The organism is Gluconobacter sp. P1D12_c (assembly GCF_018812105.1).
Taxonomy (GTDB): domain Bacteria; phylum Pseudomonadota; class Alphaproteobacteria; order Acetobacterales; family Acetobacteraceae; genus Gluconobacter; species Gluconobacter oxydans_A.
Genome location: NZ_JACSIQ010000002.1, coordinates 339,581 through 355,880, shown reverse-complemented (window position 1 = coordinate 355,880; position 16,300 = coordinate 339,581). Strand labels below are relative to the sequence as shown.

Below are 16,300 nucleotides of genomic sequence, written 5' to 3'. Positions count from 1 at the left end.
TTTATCCGTTGCGTGCAAAAGGTTTGTCAGCGCCTGCCGTCAGGACACGGGATGCCAGAGGGCCGAAGAGCAGTCCGATCGTAGCCCATAGAACGATCTGCATCCCCAAGGCTGCCTCCCGGAATCGCCAGAGCACTGTTGCCGGGAAATCTGATGGAACTTCGTTGATATCAGGCATACCGGCTTGTACGGCGGCTACCAGAATGATGAAGATACCAAGAGAGGCTAGCACTCCGTTCCAGTGGCCCAGGCGCCGGATGAGTGGTCGGCTGACCATATAGGATGCAGCTGCCGCGCAAAGCGATAGAGCGATCATACCGAAATAGGCGCCGGTCCGTAGGCCGATGGTGGATGGGAGGCCAACGGCAGGGGGATTGGGAGGATATTTCAGGTCTGGCACCAGCACGAACACGACGAATGCTGCGGCTGCCAGAAGTGCAGATAAGGCTCGCGGCGAAAATCGGCCTACGCGACCGTAAGCAAACGCAAAAACGGTTGCAAAAATGCCGCCGTAAGCCGCGCCATACATAACGGCTGCTGTCAGAAGGCCGAAAGAGGCTTGAACGCCTCGGCTGATAATTTCCGGTTCAGGCGGCTCGCCAGCAGCGAGGTCTTTCGCGCTCTCGAATGCAATCGCAAGATTGACCTGCGGCTCTCCAAAAAAACGCGCAAACACAAACGCAAGCAATGCGGCAGCAATCCCGGCAATCATGCCGCGGCTCAAAAGACGACCTGTCATGAAACTATGCTGCGTTTAGTGGCAGGGGAAGCCGAGAAGATGGCGCCCATCATGAACAAATTCATGGACCGCATGGCCTGAAATCAGAGACGTCGCGCCTTGTTCTGCACCAACAAAATAAAGCAGCAGAAGGCTGAGTACGACCGTAAAGGCAGCCCATGGAAGGAGCGTGCGGATCGGCAGCGCAACCGGTGCGGCGATGCTGGCGGGCAGGTGGGAGGGGGAAAGGCTCTGGCTCATAATAGGCTCCGCTGGAAAAGCGCGTTCTGCGGTGGAAAATTGATAAAGGAGGTCTGGCTTCGCAGCGTGATTTCACGAGCATTACAGTGGCGCGACCGCACCGGATTTGCACCGGCTTCTCCCTGCTTTCGCTAACAGGAAGGATGTAACCTTTCGTGCGGGAGTGTCAACTTTTCCATGCTGAAGCCAGCACTGTCAGGAGAACGCACTCAGCGAGACTGGCCGTTGCCCCGAGTACGTCTCCTGTATAGCCGCCAAGCATTTTCCGGGCTACGGCGCGAACTCCAAGCATCGTGCACAGGGCGGCAAGAATAGTCTGGAAGCCCAGTTGTGCGGGAAGGCAAATTACCGTCATGCAAAAGCCGGAAAACAAGGCGCCCAATAACTGATCCCGTGTCAGACTGGAGAGCTGCTTTGCCAGCCCGTTGTCACGAGCAGGCTTTGTGAGGAACGTCAGGAGTGGGAGTACCGCGCGGGATAGCGCTCCCGTTGCAGCCATTGCCGGCACGACCATTGAAGGAGGCAGCGCTGCTAACGTCGTAACGCGGACGATCAAGCTGATGCCCAGAGCTACCGCCCCATAGCTGCCGATACGACTATCGCGCATAATGGTCAGGCGCTTTTCAGGAGTATGGCCACCACCACAGCCGTCCGCCATATCCGCCAGTCCGTCTTCGTGCAGGCCTCCGGTTAAGAGAACTTGTAGGCCAACGCTCCAAGCGGCCGCTACCAGAGGGGGAACACTCAAGGCGCTCAGCAGCAAGAACACTGATGCGCTGAGAATACCGACAAGCGCCCCAACCAGGGGCCAGCACCAGACAGACCGCGCCAGAGACCAGCCCTGTCCGCTGACGCGCAGCCATCCCAAGGGAAGCCGGGTCAGCAGGCCTGCACCACAGGCGATGTCTTCTCGAATGGTGCGCCAAAGCCTCATTGAATCGAGACGTCTGATTGGGAAACAGCAGCCTCTGCGAACGTCGCCATACCGTTGTGGCAGGCCAATGCCGCTCTGAGGGCGGGAATGGCAACCGCAGACCCAGATCCCTCTCCGAGGCGCAAGCCCAGGTCCAGTATTGGTTTTAGCCTAAGGGCATCTGCCAGCCTGCGGTGACCAGCTTCAGCGGAACAATGCGAGAGCTTTGTGTGGTCGAGTGCTGAGGCAGTCAGTTTGATCAATGGCAGCACGGCTGCGGTACAGACGAAGCCGTCAAGCAGAACCGGGATACGATAGTGTCTGGCGGCCAGAACACTTCCCAGTATGGCGGCCAGTTCGTAACCACCCAGACAACGTGCGGCATCCAAGGGGTCGTTAAGTGACGCCGCGTGCAGACACAGAGCCTCATCAATCACAGAAGCCTTGAGATTGACGCCCGCCTGATCGAGCCCCGTTCCACGTCCTGCCCAGTCTGCGCCAGTGCCCCCTAGAAGGGCAGCACAGAGTGCGGCGGAAGGGGTTGTGTTGCCAATACCCATTTCGCCAGGGCAGAACAGATCCAGTGTGGGGGATACGGCGGTGTATCCGACCGAGACCGCGTCAAGGAATTCCTCTTCGCCCATAGCTGGGGTCGCGGTAAAATCTGCTGTGGCCTTTAGATTTTGGACGGGTACAACGGCAAGGTCCGCACCAGCATTCCGGGCAAGCTGATTGATTGCTGCGCCGCCACGCTGGAAATTCGACACCATCTGGGCCGTAACATCCGAAGGCCACGGAGATACCCCCCGGCGGACCACACCATGATTTCCTGCAAAAATCGTTATCTGAACGCGTTCTAGCGTTGGTTTTTGATGGCCTTGCCATTCACCGAGCCAAATGGACAGCTCTTCCAACCGCCCGAGGCTGCCGGGAGGTTTGGTCAGAGTTGCGTCTCGCTCCGCTATCAGGGTGGCGACTTTTGGGTCGGGGTCTGGAAGTGACAGGCAGGCAGTGCGAAGTTCTGCCATGCTGGCGAAAGGAGGCTGACAGAACGAGGGCATGATGTGCGGTGGCATGACAGGTCTTTTGTGCTGTTATCAGGGACCATGCAAGAAGAAGGCGCAGGAGACATTGTGGCACAGACCATCACGCAAACAGGACTATCGGATGTGTCACTGGTCCTTGGGGGCGCCAGGTCAGGAAAAAGCGGGATCGCTGAGGCACTCATCACTGCCCTTCCGGCCCCTTGGGTTTACCTCGCGACCGGTCAGGCTTTTGATGAAGAAATGCAGGCCAGGATAGATTTGCATCGTACCACCCGTGGGAACAAAGGGTGGCGTACAGTTGAAGAGCCATTTGATATCGCGGGTGTCTTACAGGCCGAGCAAGGCGCACCGGTCCTGGTTGATTGCCTGACTCTATGGCTGACGAATCTCATTTTGGAAGATCGTAATATACACGCTGCGACGAACGACCTTCTCGAGGCGCTGCAAGCACGAAGAGGCCGAACCGTTCTTGTAGGCAACGAGGTAGGGCTTGGAATTGTCCCGGACAATGCTCTGGCTCGTTGCTTTCGCGATGAAGCGGGTCTTCTTCATCAGAAGATCGCCGCAGTCGCCGGAGAAGTGCTGTTTGTGGCGGCGGGTTTGTCTTTGAAAATGAAATGAGCCCATTTCCCGGGCTTTGACACGCTTTCATCCCAGAGATAGGAGAGGGTTTGATGGTTCCTCTGAGAAGAGGATGAAAAGGGAAGCTGGTGCGGCCTTAGAAATAGGTCAAACCCGGCACTGCCCCCGCAACTGTGGACGGTTTTCTGTCCCGCCAGTCTTTCTTTCAGGAAAGGCAGCCACTGGATTTCGATCTGGGAAGGCCCGGTGGGAGAGGAGGTGCTAATTGCGCCTCAGCCGTGAGTCAGGAGACCTGCCATCTGAGCCAAGTGTCATGATCCGGCGGGGTGCCCGGACTGTGAGGGCGCGCCAGCATGTGCGTGTCACTTTCGCGATTGCGAAGGCCTTTCATCGCGCCTTTTGTTATGCCGTTGTGGCTGCAAGAGAGACGAAACCATGGCAGATACCCTGCCTTATCCTGAAACGAGCCAATCATCCGTTTCGCCAGTTTTCCACGTCTGTGTGACGTGTCGTCGCGGTCTACCGGTTGGGAATGACCCTGTTCAGGGGCGGCAGCTTTACGATGCCTTGCTTGACCAGGCTGCTGAAGGCGATTTCAGCGTCCAGCCCGTTGAATGTATGGCCGCCTGTAGCCGAGGCTGTATTGCCACGCTTTCCATGCCGGAAAAATGGACTTTTGTTCTAGGTGAACTTGGTCCGGAAAAGCTGTCTGACCTGCTGGCTTACCTTCAGCTTTACCGAGCATCGAAAACTGGAACAGTGATGCCGTCAAAGCGACCCGCATCGCTTTCTGATATGGTTATCGCCCGTCTTCCATCTTCATTGTCTGCTTCACAGGAACTTTCATGATGTCCCAGACTGTTTCAGGCTCCGGTCGCAAGATTCCGGTTACGATCATCACGGGTTTTCTGGGCGCAGGGAAAACAACCCTTCTGCGAAATCTTCTCGCACAGGCTGATGGACGCCGTATTGCGATCGTCGTTAACGAGTTCGGTTCACTTGGGATTGACGGTGAAATTCTACGGTCTTGCGGGATCGAAGGATGTGCTGACGAGGATATCGTCGAACTTACCAACGGGTGCCTCTGCTGCACGGTTGCAGACGACTTCATTCCGACCATGGAGGCTCTGATCGATCGTCCTGATCCGCCAGAGCACATCGTGATCGAGACATCTGGCCTTGCGTTGCCCAAGCCTCTTCTCAAGGCATTCAGCTGGCCCGGGATCCGTACCCGCATGACCGTTGATGGTGTGATTACGCTGGTGGATGCACCCGCTGTCGCCGCAGGTCGCTTTGCCGACGATCCGGAAGCTGTTGCTGCACAGCAGGCTGCTGACCCTTCTCTGGATCACGATAATCCGTTGGCTGAAGTCTATGAAGATCAATTGAATGCGGCGGATCTGATTGTTCTGAACAAGACTGATCTTTTGGACGAAGCCGGGATTGATGCGGTTGAGAAGGGCATTACGGAGGCTGTGCCGCGAAAAGTTATCACGCTGCGCGCAGTAGAGGGACGCCTGGACCCCGCTGTTCTGCTGGGAATTGGTGCCGGTGCCGAAGACGATCTCCAGGCTCGTCCGTCCAATCATGATGGCGCAGATGATCACGAACATGATGACTTCGAGAGTTTCGTCGTGGTCCTTCCGGAGCAGAAAAGTGCTGAAGCGTTACTCAAACGCCTGAGCGAGGTTGCGGGGCAATTCGATATCCTCCGCATGAAAGGTTTTGCAGCCGTGCAGGGCAAGAAAATGCGATTGGCCGTGCAGGGGGTTGGGACCCGTTTCCGTCATGAATTTGATGTGCCTCTCGCTGATGCAGGCCGGGACGGGCGCCTCGTCGTAATTGGCCAGACAGGCCTGGATCACTCAGCCATCGAAGCCGCACTGCTGGCGGACTGACCCGATGCATCTGCTTGTCCGGGAACGACACGGAATAGACGATCAGGACGTGGCCGAGGATCTCGGTCATGCGCCTGCTGATGTCGTGTTTCTGTCCTTCTCGGATAGCGATCTTCTGGCGCTTGAGCGGGCCTACTCCCGTTTGAATGAGCAGGCCCCGACCGGTGCAGGTTTTTCGTTACGGCTGGTCAGTCTTGCTCGCCTCAGACACCCCATGTCGGTCGATTTATACGTTGAGCAGACCATAGCGTCATCCCGCTGCGTTATCGCACGGCTTCTGGGTGGCGTGGATTACTGGCGCTATGGGGCGGAAGAACTCCGGAATTTTTGCGGCAGGAACAGCATTCCACTGGCTCTGTTGCCCGGAGATGCCCGTCAGGATGCACGGCTTGAAGAGTGGTCCAGCATCGAAGCAGCAAACCATTCCAGACTCACGGGGTTTCTGAGGGAAGGTGGTCCTGAGAATGCGCGTCGCGCACTTTTGCTCATGGCTCATCTTGCCGGGCATGGAGAAGACGTTTCAGGAGAACCCGCAGCGCTTCCCCCGGCTGGAATTTATCGCCAGACGACTGCGGATTTTCCTTTAAGAGCCACAATCGTTTTCTACCGCGCTCACCTTCTGGCTGCCGATACAGCAGCGATTGACGGTCTTGCCGATGAACTGGAAAAGTTCGGGGTCGCGACAGATGTTCTATATGTCGCATCGCTGAAGAACCCGGATGTTGCCGAGTGGATTCAGCGCCGGCTGATTGAAACTCAGCCAGACATTGTTCTGAACGCGACCTTCTTTTCTGCGCGCGGAAAAGACGGGGCATCTCCTCTTGATGTTGCTGCTGTTCCGGTTCTTCAGGTTTTGCAGCCTGGTGTGACAGCCTCGGCCTGGGCTGAAAGCGGGCGCGGCCTATCGCAGTCCGACCTCGCGATGCAGGTCGTTTTGCCAGAACTTGATGGGCGGATTTCTTCGTCTCCGATCTCCTTCAAATCTGAGACAGTTCCGGGGAATGCGGCAAGGCATATGCCCTTTCAACCGGGTATTGCCGCTGCTGCACAGCAGGCTCTTGCATGGGCAAGGCTTAAAAATACGCATTCGCGCGAGAAGCGTCTTGCGATCGTCCTTTCTGATTATCCAGGTGCAGACGGACAGACCGCGCACGCCGTCGGATTAGATACTTTTGCCAGCCTTGAATCCATCCTTCATGCCTTGAAACAGGCAGGGTATGACTGTGGAGCTGCGAAAATTCCCACCAGTAGGGCGTTGGTGGGAGCTCTGTGTGAAGACCTGCCGCAGCCCTGCTTGTCTCTGAACGATTATAACGAACTCTTTGCGCGCTTGCCCGCTCCCTTCCGGGACGCTGTGACCCAGAGTTGGGGCACCTCTGCGGAAGATCCCGCTGTTCAGGACGGTTCATTTTGTCTTAAATTCATGGTGCTTGGTAATGTTGTAGTCGCTGTCCAGCCTGATCGTGGCAGCGCGCAGGATCGTAAAGCCCAGTATCACGACCCTGATACACCCCCACGCTATGCCTATATTGCGTTCCACCTCTGGCTACGTCATGTCTGCCAGACAGATGCCATGGTTCATCTTGGAACGCATGGCACACTCGAATGGCTTCCCGGAAAAGCTGTAGCGCTTTCCAACCAGTGTGCTCCCGCCGTTCTTCGTGGCGCTTTGCCGGTTCTGTATCCCTTTATCGTCAACAACCCGGGAGAAGCAGCTTCGGCGAAACGTCGTCTCGGCGCAGTCACCATCGGACATATGACACCGCCTGTTATGAAGGCCGGACTTGATCCGGACATGGCAGAGCTGGAACAACTGATCGATGAGTTTGCAGAGGCGGATGGTCTGGACAGGCGTCGTGGCGCCATTCTGAAGCGTGATATTCTGGACCGAGCCACGCGCATGGGACTTCTAAGCGAAAGTGGTGTCAAAGCGGGGGAAGGCGACGAAGCAGAGGCTCTGGCGCGGCTGGATGCTTATCTCTGTGATGTGAAGGACCTTCAGATCCGTGATGGTCTGCATGTTTTCGGTCAAGTAGCACCGCATGCCGAGAAATTGGCCGAAATGGTGTCTTCTGTTGCACAGGTGCCCCAGCAAACGGTTGCTACTCTGATCGAAGCCAGCGCAGATGCGGAAATGAAGGCACTTCTGGCCGGGCTGGAAGGACGATTCATTCAACCCGGTCCGTCTGGTGCGCCGACACGTGGGCGAGTGGATGTTCTGCCGACCGGCCGCAATCTTTTCACGCTTGATCCGAGAGCTGTTCCGACGTCTTCTGCGGTAGAGCTTGCCCGAACGCAGGCAAAGCAGATCCTGCTGTGTCATTTGCAGAACGAGGGCGAGCCGCTTCAAAGCATCGTTATAGATCTGTGGGGTTCCTCTACCCTGCGTACGGGGGGAGAGGATCTGGCACTGGCTCTGATCCTGATGGGAGTTGACCCCACGTGGGATGCGTCGAGCGGTCGGGTATCAGGATTTGAAATTACACCACTGGCTGTTCTCGATCGTCCGCGTGTCGATGTGACACTTCGAATTTCAGGATTGTTCCGGGACGCTTTTCCGGCACAGATTTCTCTTTTCGATCAGGTGGTTGAAGCTATTTCCTGTTTGGAGGAAAGCGAGGAATGGAACCCGTTGTCTGCTCGCGTGAGAAATTTGGAAGGTGAGGCTCGAAAAATTGCTGGAGCCCGGATTTTCGGTGCAGCGCCCGGTACGTACGGGACAGGCATTGAAGATGCTCTCACGCGGAGTAACTGGGAAGACCAATCTGAGCTCGGTCAGTCTTATCTGGACGGCAACGACTGGATGTATGGTGGCGGTCGTGACGGGACACGTAGCAGCGCAGCATTGGCCCAAAATCTGGCACGGGCAGATGCCATCTTGCATGTGCAGGACCACGCAGAAACGGATATTCTCGAAAGCCCGGATTTTGCTGCTCATGAAGGTGGGCTTGCAGCGGCGGCTGCTTTGCTAGGGGCCGATCCCGTCCTTTGGCATGGCGACACGTCCCATGTGGATGCGCCCCGTCTTCGGAGAGTAGAAGACGAAGTGAAGCGCATCGTTCGAGGGCGTCTGGCCAACCCCCGTTGGCTGACAGGGATGCAGCGGCATGACTATCGGGGAGGCGCCGAAATTGCCCGGGGACTGGACGCCCTCTGCGCTTTTGCCTCGACCCTTTCTGTTCGGTTTGACCAACAGTTTGACCTGGTATTTGCCGCAACGCTTGGCGATGATACCTGTGATGCTTTCCTGAAAAGCGCTAACCCCCAGGCACGTCAGGCAATGCGCACGCGGTTTCAGGATATGATCCGTCGAGGCCTCTGGCACCCGCGCCTGAATAGCGTTTCTGCGGTGTTGGAGAGTGGGAGCGAATGACAATCCCCCCCCTTGTTCGCGGCTGGTGTCCGGATATGTTCGCGCCGATGGAAGCACGAGACGGATATCTGGTCCGTATCCGTTCCCCGCTCGGTGGTTTTGAGGGGCCACAAGTGCTGGCTATTGCAGAACTGGCACGACGTTTCGGAAACGGCACTGTTGAGTTGACCAATCGTGGCAACGTGCAGTTGCGGGGATTTTCTACGACGAGTGCAAAACTCGCGTTAGAAAGCGCACTGGCGGAGGGGCTTGTAGATCCTGATCCAGCGAAAGAGCGCCGAAGGGCCATTCTGGTTTCACCCCTTGCGGGCTTGGATCCTGCATGCAATCCGGAAACATTGGACGTCGCCCAGTCGCTTCAGACGGCGCTTCTTGAAGAAAACGCATTGTCGGCGCTGAGCGGCAAGTTCGGTTGGGCTGTTGATGGTGGCGGGTATGTTCCAGAAGGCACGTTATCAGCGGATATTGCCCTTCAGTCCCGCCCGGATGGATGGTCAGTTGTCTGTGGTGCTATGGAAACCGGAGTGCTGGATAACGCTCGGGCTGTCAGAGCAGCCGTGGTGATGTCCCGGATTTGTGAAGAAAATTCTGACCTTGGCCGACCATCGCGAGACGCCGATACAGCAGCATTCGTCCTCGCGAAGGGCGGGCTAGAGGGAATCCCTTGCAAACCGCAGGGTACTCGTCCGGTGTCTCTCATAGGGCCATTGCCGGGGAAGGTCATGGGCGTTGGTGTGCCATTCGGCCGATGCCATGCCAAAGACTTTGAAGTTCTTGCAGAGCTTACCGGGGCATCACGGCTGCGGGTTACACCTTGGCGTAGTGTTCTTCTGCCACAGCAGGACGGAACATGGCCCGGTTTCATCACCAGTTCGGTAGATCCATTGTTGAGAGTGGAAGCCTGTATTGGCCGTTCCGGATGTGCGAAAGCCACCGCAGATGTTGTCGAGACAGCCTTGGCTCTGGCATCTGATGTGCCGCCCGGCTGTGTGTTGCATGTTTCAGGCTGCATAAAGGGGTGTGCGCATCCCCGTGCGGCAGATATGACGCTTGTTGCTGATGACGGGCATTATGAGGTTGTGCGCAACGGGCGCACAACAGACACGCCATCATGGCACGACAGGGATATTCCGCAGATACGGGCCCTGTTGCGTCATGAATTGAAGGAGACACAGGTTTGAGCGCCGGACCCTCTTCCTACGACTATATTCGGGATGGCGCGGCCATTTATGCCCGGTCCTTCGCAACGATCCGTGCAGAGGCCGATCTGTCGGGCTTTACGCCCGAGCAGTCCAAAATTGCAGTGCGCATTATCCATGCATGCGGAATGGTGGAGGTCGCAGGATCAGTCACCATGACGTCTGATCTTGTTAGCAAAGCGCGTGCAGCGTTGCAGGCGGGTAAGCCAATCCTGTGTGATTCCGAGATGGTCGCCCATGGTGTTACGCGCGCCCGGTTGCCAGCTAATAATGCCGTTATCTGCACATTGCGCGATGAACGGACGCCAGACCTGGCCAGACAAATTGATAATACGCGCTCTGCCGCAGCTCTTGATCTTTGGGGCGATCAGATTGAAGGGGCTGTTGTAGCGATCGGGAATGCCCCGACAGCGCTTTTTCATCTTCTTGAGCTCATTGATGCAGGTGGCCCGCGCCCCGCGGCAATTATCGGTATGCCCGTTGGCTTTGTGGGGGCGGCAGAATCCAAGGACGCACTGGCGGCTCGCTCTGACCTTGCGTATGTCATCGTACGAGGACGGCTGGGCGGAAGCGCCATGGCTGCCGCTGCCCTGAACGCCCTTGCCAGCGAGGCAGAATGACAGCTGCAACAGTTTACGTCGTCGGCGTAGGGCCGGGTGATCCGGAACTTATGACGCTCAAGGCAGCTCGGGTCATTTCAACAGCTCCCGTCATCGCCTATTTCTGCCGTCATGACAAAATGGGTCATGCGCGGAAGATCGCTGACACACACATTACGCCGGGCACGAAAGAACTGCGTTTTGCGTACCCCTTCACGACGGAGCGCCTTGTTAATGACCCGTCCTATCATCCTGATATGTCGTCGTTTTACGATGAGTGTGCGAAGCAGATTGCGGTCGAAATAGAGGCTGGTCGAAGCGTTGCTCTTCTTTGTGAGGGGGACCCGTTTCTGTATGGGTCCGCCATGTATGTGTTTGATCGGCTTGAGCTTGTCGGACCTTGCGAAGTCATTCCCGGGATCACAGGAATGAGTGGATGCTGGACGCAGGCGGCACTTCCCATGACGCATGGTGATGATGTCCTATGCGTCTTGCCTGCCACTATGCCGGAAGATGATCTTGCTCGGTGGCTGAAGCAGGCTGATGCAGCCGTGGTGATGAAACTGGGACGCAATCTTCCAAAGCTGCGTACAGCACTGGAACGTGCGGGGCGATTGCAGGATGCCGTCTATGTGGAGCGGGGGACGCAGGAAGAGGCCCGTGTTCTGCCGTTGAATGACATGGATGGTGCAGCTCCTTATTTTTCCTTGGCGTTATTGCCAGGCCGTCGTGGTGTCCGGTGAGCCGGATCTTCGTCATCGGTCTAGGGCCAGGAAAGCCCAGCCAGAGAACGCCTGAGGCTGAAGAGGCACTTGCCCAGGCAACAGACGTTATAGGATATGGTCCATACGTGGATCGTGTGGATCTGCCAGCGCATATCACTCGCCATCCATCCGATAATCGTGTCGAACTGGATCGCGCTCGCCATGCCCTCGAACTTGCGGAGCAGGGGCGTTGTGTGGCGATCGTGTCAGGCGGGGATGCGGGCGTGTTTGGCATGGCAAGCGCCCTGTTTGAAGCCATCGATCACGAACCGGATCGATGGAATGGCGTGAATGTCACGGTCATTCCCGGAGTTTCCGCCGTTCTGGCTGCCGCGGCCCGGATTGGCGCTCCCCTAGGGGGAGATTTCTGCGTCATGTCTCTGTCAGATAATCTCAAGTCTTGGGAGACGGTCTGCCGGCGTCTGACTTTGGCCGCGCAGGCGGGCTTCGTTATTGCGCTCTACAACCCCCGGTCAAAGGCACGTCCCTGGCAGTTGGGCGAGGCTTTCGAAGTGCTGCGTCAGGAGTTGTCTGGAACTGTGCCTGTTGCCTTCGCAAGGGCTATTGGAAGAGCTGATGAAAGGCTGCATCTAACGACTCTGAGCCATGCTGATCCCGAACTGGTGGATATGAGTACACTTGTCCTGATCGGGACCACTCTGACACATCGCATCGAGCGGCCAGATGGGCAGGCATGGCTTTATACGTCCCGGTCTGTGCCCGCGTGATAATGGCGCTCCAACCAGTCCAGCGCGTCTTCGACCGTCGTGACACTCTCAGCTGGCGGCAGCGTCGGGCGGTCAATCATGATAACGGGCAATCTCAACGCTCTGGCGGCAATCAGCTTGGCAGCCGTCGCGTCAGCTCCAGCATTCTTGGTGACGAGAACCTGCACAGCATGATCTCTCATGAGCGCGATTTCGCTGTCCACCGTGAACGGAGGGCGGGCGAGCAGAAGCGTGACGTTAGACGGCAGGGACAAGGGATCAGGCTGGTCGATACTGCGCAGCACGTAATGATGATGCGGAGCCTTCTGGAACGGCAGCAGGTCCTTGCGGCCCGTCGTCAGAAAGACTGTCCGTGCGGCGGCCCCCAGTGCTTCCACCGCTGCATCAATACTGGAAACGAACGTCCATTGATCGTCAGGTTGGGCTTCCCAGTTAGGGCGGTCTATCCGCAGCAGAAGACGGCCCATTCGCTCACATGCTGTCGCGGCGTGTCGGCTTATTTGTGCGGCGAACGGATGGGTCGCGTCCACAACCGCACCAATGTGCTCTGTGGCCAAGAACGTTTCCAGCCCCGAAATGCCGCCAAATCCGCCAATGCGCACAGGGATTCCGGGAAGAACTGGATTTTTCGTCACGCCAGCGAGAGAAAAGACTGGCTCGAAATCCTTTCTTTCCGCGAGATGTTGCGCCAGCTGGTTGGCCTGTGTCGTGCCGCCAAGGATCAGAACGCGCATGGATTTGGTTCCTTTGCCGGAGCAGGCCGATGAAGACCCCATGGCTGAGCGTTATCGGAATTGGCGAGGATGGTGTCGAGGGGCTTTCGTCTCTCGCACGTCAGATCGTTCGTCAGGCCGAGTTTGTGATTGGCGGTGAAAGGCATCTTGGACTGGCTGCCAGTCTGATCTCAGGACAAGCTGAACCTTGGGGCTCCCCTTTTTCGAGTGGAGTACGTCGTGTTCTTAAACGGCGCGGACGGTCCGTCACCGTCCTCGCATCCGGAGACCCGTTCTGCTTTGGTGTCGGAAGCACACTTGCACGCCATATTCCGCCAGAAGAAATGCTCTGTGTGCCAGCGCCGTCTTCCATATCCTGGGCCTGCGGACGCCTTGGATGGGCTGAACAGGACGTGCGTGTCGTGTCGCTCTGTGGGTGCCCAATTGAGACATTGGTTCCGCACCTTCATCGGACTATGCGGCTGATTGTTTTGTCAGAAGACGGTAGCACGCCGAGAAAAGTCAGTCAGTTTTTGACTGGGCGAGGCTTTGGGCCCTCTCGCATTCATGTCATGGAACGGGTAGGCGGCCTCAATGAGCGGTCGCGTGTAATCGTGGCTTCGGACGAGTTCGAAGATGTCGACCCTCTGAACCTTATGGGAATTGAAATCGAGGTGGCTCCAGGGGCAAGGATGATCCCGCTTTCCGGCGGTTTAGAGGATGATCTGTTTGAGCATGACGGGCAGATTACCAAGCGTGAAATTCGTGCGGTTACGCTTTCAACATTAGCCCCGCATCCTGGAGAACTCCTTTGGGACATTGGGGGAGGGGCCGGGTCTATAGCTATTGAGTGGATGCTTCACCATCCTGCCAACAGGGCCATCGTCATAGAGAAAAATCCACTGCGGGCGGCGAGAATAGCAAGAAATGCCCTGAAATTGGGTGTGCCAGGGTTAAAGGTTGTGGAAGGCACTGCGCCTGATGTGTTGTCTGGACTTGAAAGACCAGACGTCGTGTTCATAGGCGGAGGGCTGGCACAAGTGGATATTTTCACGCAGGCCAGAGCCGCACTTCCCGTTGGTGGACGTCTTGTTGCCAATGCCGTAACGCTGGAAGGGGAAGCGGTTCTATCCGCTCAATATACGCGCTATGGCGGGACGCTAACGCGGATCGGCGTTGAACGGCTTGATGCTGTGGGTGGATTGCATGCTTTCCGGCCCGCCATGCGCGTGACGCAATATGCGACAGTGATTTCTGAGGACAGGTTATGATCGTCGCGGGTATCGGCTGCCGACCAAAAGTGGACGAACACTCCCTGCTGGTCCTCGTCATGCAGGTGACGTCTGGCCACAGGTTCGATCGGCTTGCTGCTCCGGAATTCAGAAAAACTGAACCAGCTATTCCAGAACTGGCAAAGCGTTTGAATGTTGAGCTTGTGTGGATAGATACGGAAAGCCTGACGGAGCGTCAGGTAGAGTGCGAAACCCATTCCGCAATTGCTTTTGAAAAGACAGGATTCAGCTCTGTGGCGGAGGCTTGCGCGCTGGCTGGTGCGGGGCCAAAAAGCCGTTTGATCGTTATGCGGCAGAGTGGAAAAGACGTGACCTGTGCTCTTGCGCAGTCAGTTGAGACATGAGGAAAGAGAACGGATGACGGTTCATTTTATTGGTGCAGGACCGGGCGCCGCTGATCTTCTGACGCTGCGAGGCCGGGATCTTTTGGCCTCATGTAAAGTCTGTCTATATGCGGGGTCTATCGTCCCGGCGGAAATGCTGGAGCACTGCCCGCCAGATGCCCGAAAGGTGAACACGGCGCCGTTATCGCTGGACCAGATCGAGCAGGAATACATCCGGGCACACGCTGAAGGGCAGGACGTCGCGCGTCTTCATTCTGGGGATCTGTCTATCTACAGCGCGGTTGCCGAACAGACGCGCCGCCTGGATAGGCTCGGTATTCCCTGGACAATGACGCCGGGGGTGCCTGCATTTGCGGCAGCAGCATCTGTCTTGGGCCGGGAACTTACTGTCCCGGAAGTTGCGCAGACCGTCGTGCTGACCCGCGTCAGTGGCCGAGCGTCTTCCATGCCCGCGCGCGAAACACTCTCAGCCTATGCTGCGACTGGCGCGACACTGGCCATTCATCTGGCAGTGCATGCGCTGGACCGCATCGTCACGGAGTTGCTGCCACATTATGGGTCAGAGTGCCCTGTGGCCGTGGTGGCACGTGCAAGCTGGCCGGACCAGATGACCATTCGCGGCACGCTTGGAACACTTCTTGAAAAAGCTGCAGCTGACCCGGTGGAGCGCACCGCTCTGGTTTTGGTTGGTCCCGCGCTTGCGGTCGATGAATTTCGAGAGAGTGCGCTCTATGATCCGGATTATCAGCGCCGGTTTAGGTCTGGATCATCAGCCAGATGACTGCGTCCTACGCAGTTGCCTTGTCGGTCAAAAACCATAACGTCCAGAGCGATACTGCTGTCTTCCAGAACGCTGCTGGCAAACTGGTACGCAGCCTGTGCGATGTGATTACCCAGCGGAATATTCTGCACGGAAGCAAGCAGAAATGCTTCTGCGACCGTAGGGGAAGCGGCAATAGCATCGGCCAACTCCGCGTTCGCGCCGGCCTGCATTGCCAGCGCGGCCAGAGCTTGCATATCTGCCGCCCCTCGCTTGGAATGCAGATCCATCCGGCTCTGAGCCAGCTTGGTCATCTTGGCGATGCCTCCGCCGATTGTAAGGCAAGGGACCGGGTGTCGACGAATATATTTCAGAACGCCGCCTGCAAAGTCACCCATCTCGATCAGCGCTGTTTCAGGCAACCCGTAGAACGCCTGAACAGCGCGTTCGGAAACATCTCCTGTGGTCGCGGCCAGATGTGGCAGGTTCAGAGCCCGCGCGACGTCGATCCCGCGATGAATGCTGTCAATCCAAGCAGAGCAGGAAAAAGGCACGACAATTCCCGTTGTGCCCAGAATAGACAACCCGCCGACAATGCCCAGCCGACTATTCAGGGTTTTTCTTGCCAGCGCAACGCCATTTTCAACGCTGATTGTGACCTCAGCGGAGGCACCCTGAAGAGCGACACGGATCATCTGGCGGGGGACGGGATTAATGGCCGCTTCACCCGGCGGAAGGGGGAGACCGGGGCGCGTAATTGTTCCAACACCATCGCCCGCGCGAAAAATAATATCTTGCCCCTCAGGCAATGGGCGCACGTCTGCCCGGATCAGGGCGCCATGCGTAACATCGGGGTCGTCTCCGGCATCCTTGACGACCGCTGCCCAGGCGCCCGTTTTGTTCATCCCGTGAGCAGCCAGTGCAAACGCAGCCTGTCTGCCTCCGGGCAGCGTGATGGACACGGGATCAGGAAATGTTCCAGTCTGGAGCGCTATCCATGCAGCTTTGGCCGCCGCGGTCGCGCAGCTTCCGGTCGTCCAGCCGTATCGCAGAGGGGAGCCTTGGGCAGTCATCGGAGACAGGATACGATATTTCATGCTGAAAGCGAGA

The 16,300-nt window shown here is 57.2% G+C and carries 17 protein-coding genes and 2 riboswitches; of the genes, 11 read left to right on the top strand and 6 right to left on the bottom strand.

What is annotated here, in order from left to right; genetic code table 11:
• Nucleotide 1: 1 nt before the first annotated feature.
• From KP705_RS03470 to cobT, 4 genes are all read right to left on the bottom strand, one after another.
• Nucleotides 2-739, bottom strand: coding sequence for a CbtA family protein (locus tag KP705_RS03470; protein WP_215764022.1), 738 nt, complete (start codon nucleotides 737-739; stop codon nucleotides 2-4).
• Between the two features lie 15 nt (nucleotides 740-754).
• Nucleotides 755-979 (bottom strand): CbtB-domain containing protein, encoded by a 225-nt coding sequence (locus tag KP705_RS03465; protein ID WP_064274471.1) that lies wholly within the window; start codon nucleotides 977-979, stop codon nucleotides 755-757.
• A 28-nt stretch (nucleotides 980-1,007) separates the two neighbouring features.
• Nucleotides 1,008-1,149, bottom strand: a riboswitch (cobalamin riboswitch).
• Nucleotides 1,146-1,913 carry an adenosylcobinamide-GDP ribazoletransferase gene (gene cobS, locus KP705_RS03460; RefSeq protein WP_215764021.1) on the bottom strand — a complete coding sequence of 256 codons (768 nt, stop codon included), beginning with the start codon at nucleotides 1,911-1,913 and terminating at the stop codon, nucleotides 1,146-1,148. It overlaps the preceding riboswitch by 4 nt.
• Nucleotides 1,910-2,968 (bottom strand): nicotinate-nucleotide--dimethylbenzimidazole phosphoribosyltransferase, encoded by a 1,059-nt coding sequence (gene cobT, locus KP705_RS03455; RefSeq protein ID WP_252348202.1) that lies wholly within the window; start codon nucleotides 2,966-2,968, stop codon nucleotides 1,910-1,912. Before cobT ends, cobS begins: the two co-directional genes overlap by 4 nt.
• Nucleotides 2,969-2,998: 30 nt before the next feature.
• On the opposite strand from cobT, the gene cobU reads away from it, so the two are divergent.
• From cobU to cobJ, 8 genes are all read left to right on the top strand, one after another.
• Nucleotides 2,999-3,559 (top strand): bifunctional adenosylcobinamide kinase/adenosylcobinamide-phosphate guanylyltransferase, encoded by a 561-nt coding sequence (gene cobU, locus KP705_RS03450; RefSeq protein ID WP_046901933.1) that lies wholly within the window; start codon nucleotides 2,999-3,001, stop codon nucleotides 3,557-3,559.
• A 37-nt stretch (nucleotides 3,560-3,596) separates the two neighbouring features.
• Nucleotides 3,597-3,835, top strand: a riboswitch (cobalamin riboswitch).
• 120 nt (nucleotides 3,836-3,955) lie between these two features.
• Entirely contained in the window at nucleotides 3,956-4,369 is a 414-nt protein-coding gene (locus tag KP705_RS03445) for a DUF1636 domain-containing protein (RefSeq protein WP_046901932.1), read from the top strand.
• Nucleotides 4,366-5,418 (top strand): cobalamin biosynthesis protein CobW, encoded by a 1,053-nt coding sequence (gene cobW / locus KP705_RS03440; RefSeq protein ID WP_064274466.1) that lies wholly within the window; start codon nucleotides 4,366-4,368, stop codon nucleotides 5,416-5,418. The genes KP705_RS03445 and cobW overlap by 4 nt, the downstream gene beginning before the upstream one ends.
• Nucleotides 5,419-5,422: 4 nt before the next feature.
• Nucleotides 5,423-8,791 (top strand): cobaltochelatase subunit CobN, encoded by a 3,369-nt coding sequence (cobN, locus tag KP705_RS03435; RefSeq protein WP_215764020.1) that lies wholly within the window; start codon nucleotides 5,423-5,425, stop codon nucleotides 8,789-8,791.
• A complete protein-coding gene (cobG, locus tag KP705_RS03430) occupies nucleotides 8,788-9,972 on the top strand; it encodes a precorrin-3B synthase (RefSeq protein WP_046901929.1) in 1,185 nt (394 codons plus the stop codon). Before cobN ends, cobG begins: the two co-directional genes overlap by 4 nt.
• A complete protein-coding gene (locus KP705_RS03425; RefSeq protein ID WP_046901928.1) occupies nucleotides 9,969-10,610 on the top strand; it encodes a precorrin-8X methylmutase in 642 nt (213 codons plus the stop codon). Before cobG ends, KP705_RS03425 begins: the two co-directional genes overlap by 4 nt.
• Nucleotides 10,607-11,332, top strand: a complete 726-nt coding sequence (locus KP705_RS03420) for a precorrin-2 C(20)-methyltransferase (protein ID WP_046901927.1) — start codon at nucleotides 10,607-10,609, stop codon at nucleotides 11,330-11,332. Before KP705_RS03425 ends, KP705_RS03420 begins: the two co-directional genes overlap by 4 nt.
• A complete protein-coding gene (cobJ, locus tag KP705_RS03415) occupies nucleotides 11,329-12,081 on the top strand; it encodes a precorrin-3B C(17)-methyltransferase (protein WP_046901926.1) in 753 nt (250 codons plus the stop codon). The genes KP705_RS03420 and cobJ overlap by 4 nt, the downstream gene beginning before the upstream one ends.
• On the opposite strand, the gene KP705_RS03410 is transcribed toward cobJ, so the two are convergent.
• Nucleotides 12,054-12,815, bottom strand: coding sequence for a cobalt-precorrin-6A reductase (locus KP705_RS03410; RefSeq protein ID WP_215764019.1), 762 nt, complete (start codon nucleotides 12,813-12,815; stop codon nucleotides 12,054-12,056). The genes cobJ and KP705_RS03410 overlap by 28 nt on opposite strands.
• 29 nt (nucleotides 12,816-12,844) lie before the next feature.
• On the opposite strand from KP705_RS03410, the gene cbiE reads away from it, so the two are divergent.
• Genes cbiE through cobM form a run of 3 tightly spaced genes read left to right on the top strand, consistent with a single transcriptional unit; the run spans nucleotide 12,845 to nucleotide 15,211 of the window.
• Nucleotides 12,845-14,065, top strand: a complete 1,221-nt coding sequence (cbiE, locus tag KP705_RS03405) for a precorrin-6y C5,15-methyltransferase (decarboxylating) subunit CbiE (RefSeq protein WP_215764018.1) — start codon at nucleotides 12,845-12,847, stop codon at nucleotides 14,063-14,065.
• Nucleotides 14,062-14,430 (top strand): cobalamin biosynthesis protein, encoded by a 369-nt coding sequence (locus tag KP705_RS03400; RefSeq protein WP_215764017.1) that lies wholly within the window; start codon nucleotides 14,062-14,064, stop codon nucleotides 14,428-14,430. Before cbiE ends, KP705_RS03400 begins: the two co-directional genes overlap by 4 nt.
• Nucleotides 14,431-14,443: 13 nt before the next feature.
• Nucleotides 14,444-15,211: a precorrin-4 C(11)-methyltransferase gene (gene cobM / locus KP705_RS03395; RefSeq protein WP_215764016.1), complete on the top strand. Its 768-nt coding sequence runs from the start codon at nucleotides 14,444-14,446 to the stop codon at nucleotides 15,209-15,211.
• Here the strand turns inward: cobM and KP705_RS03390 are convergent.
• Nucleotides 15,175-16,263, bottom strand: coding sequence for a cobalt-precorrin-5B (C(1))-methyltransferase (locus tag KP705_RS03390; protein WP_046902142.1), 1,089 nt, complete (start codon nucleotides 16,261-16,263; stop codon nucleotides 15,175-15,177). The genes cobM and KP705_RS03390 overlap by 37 nt on opposite strands.
• Nucleotides 16,264-16,300 lie beyond the last annotated feature (37 nt).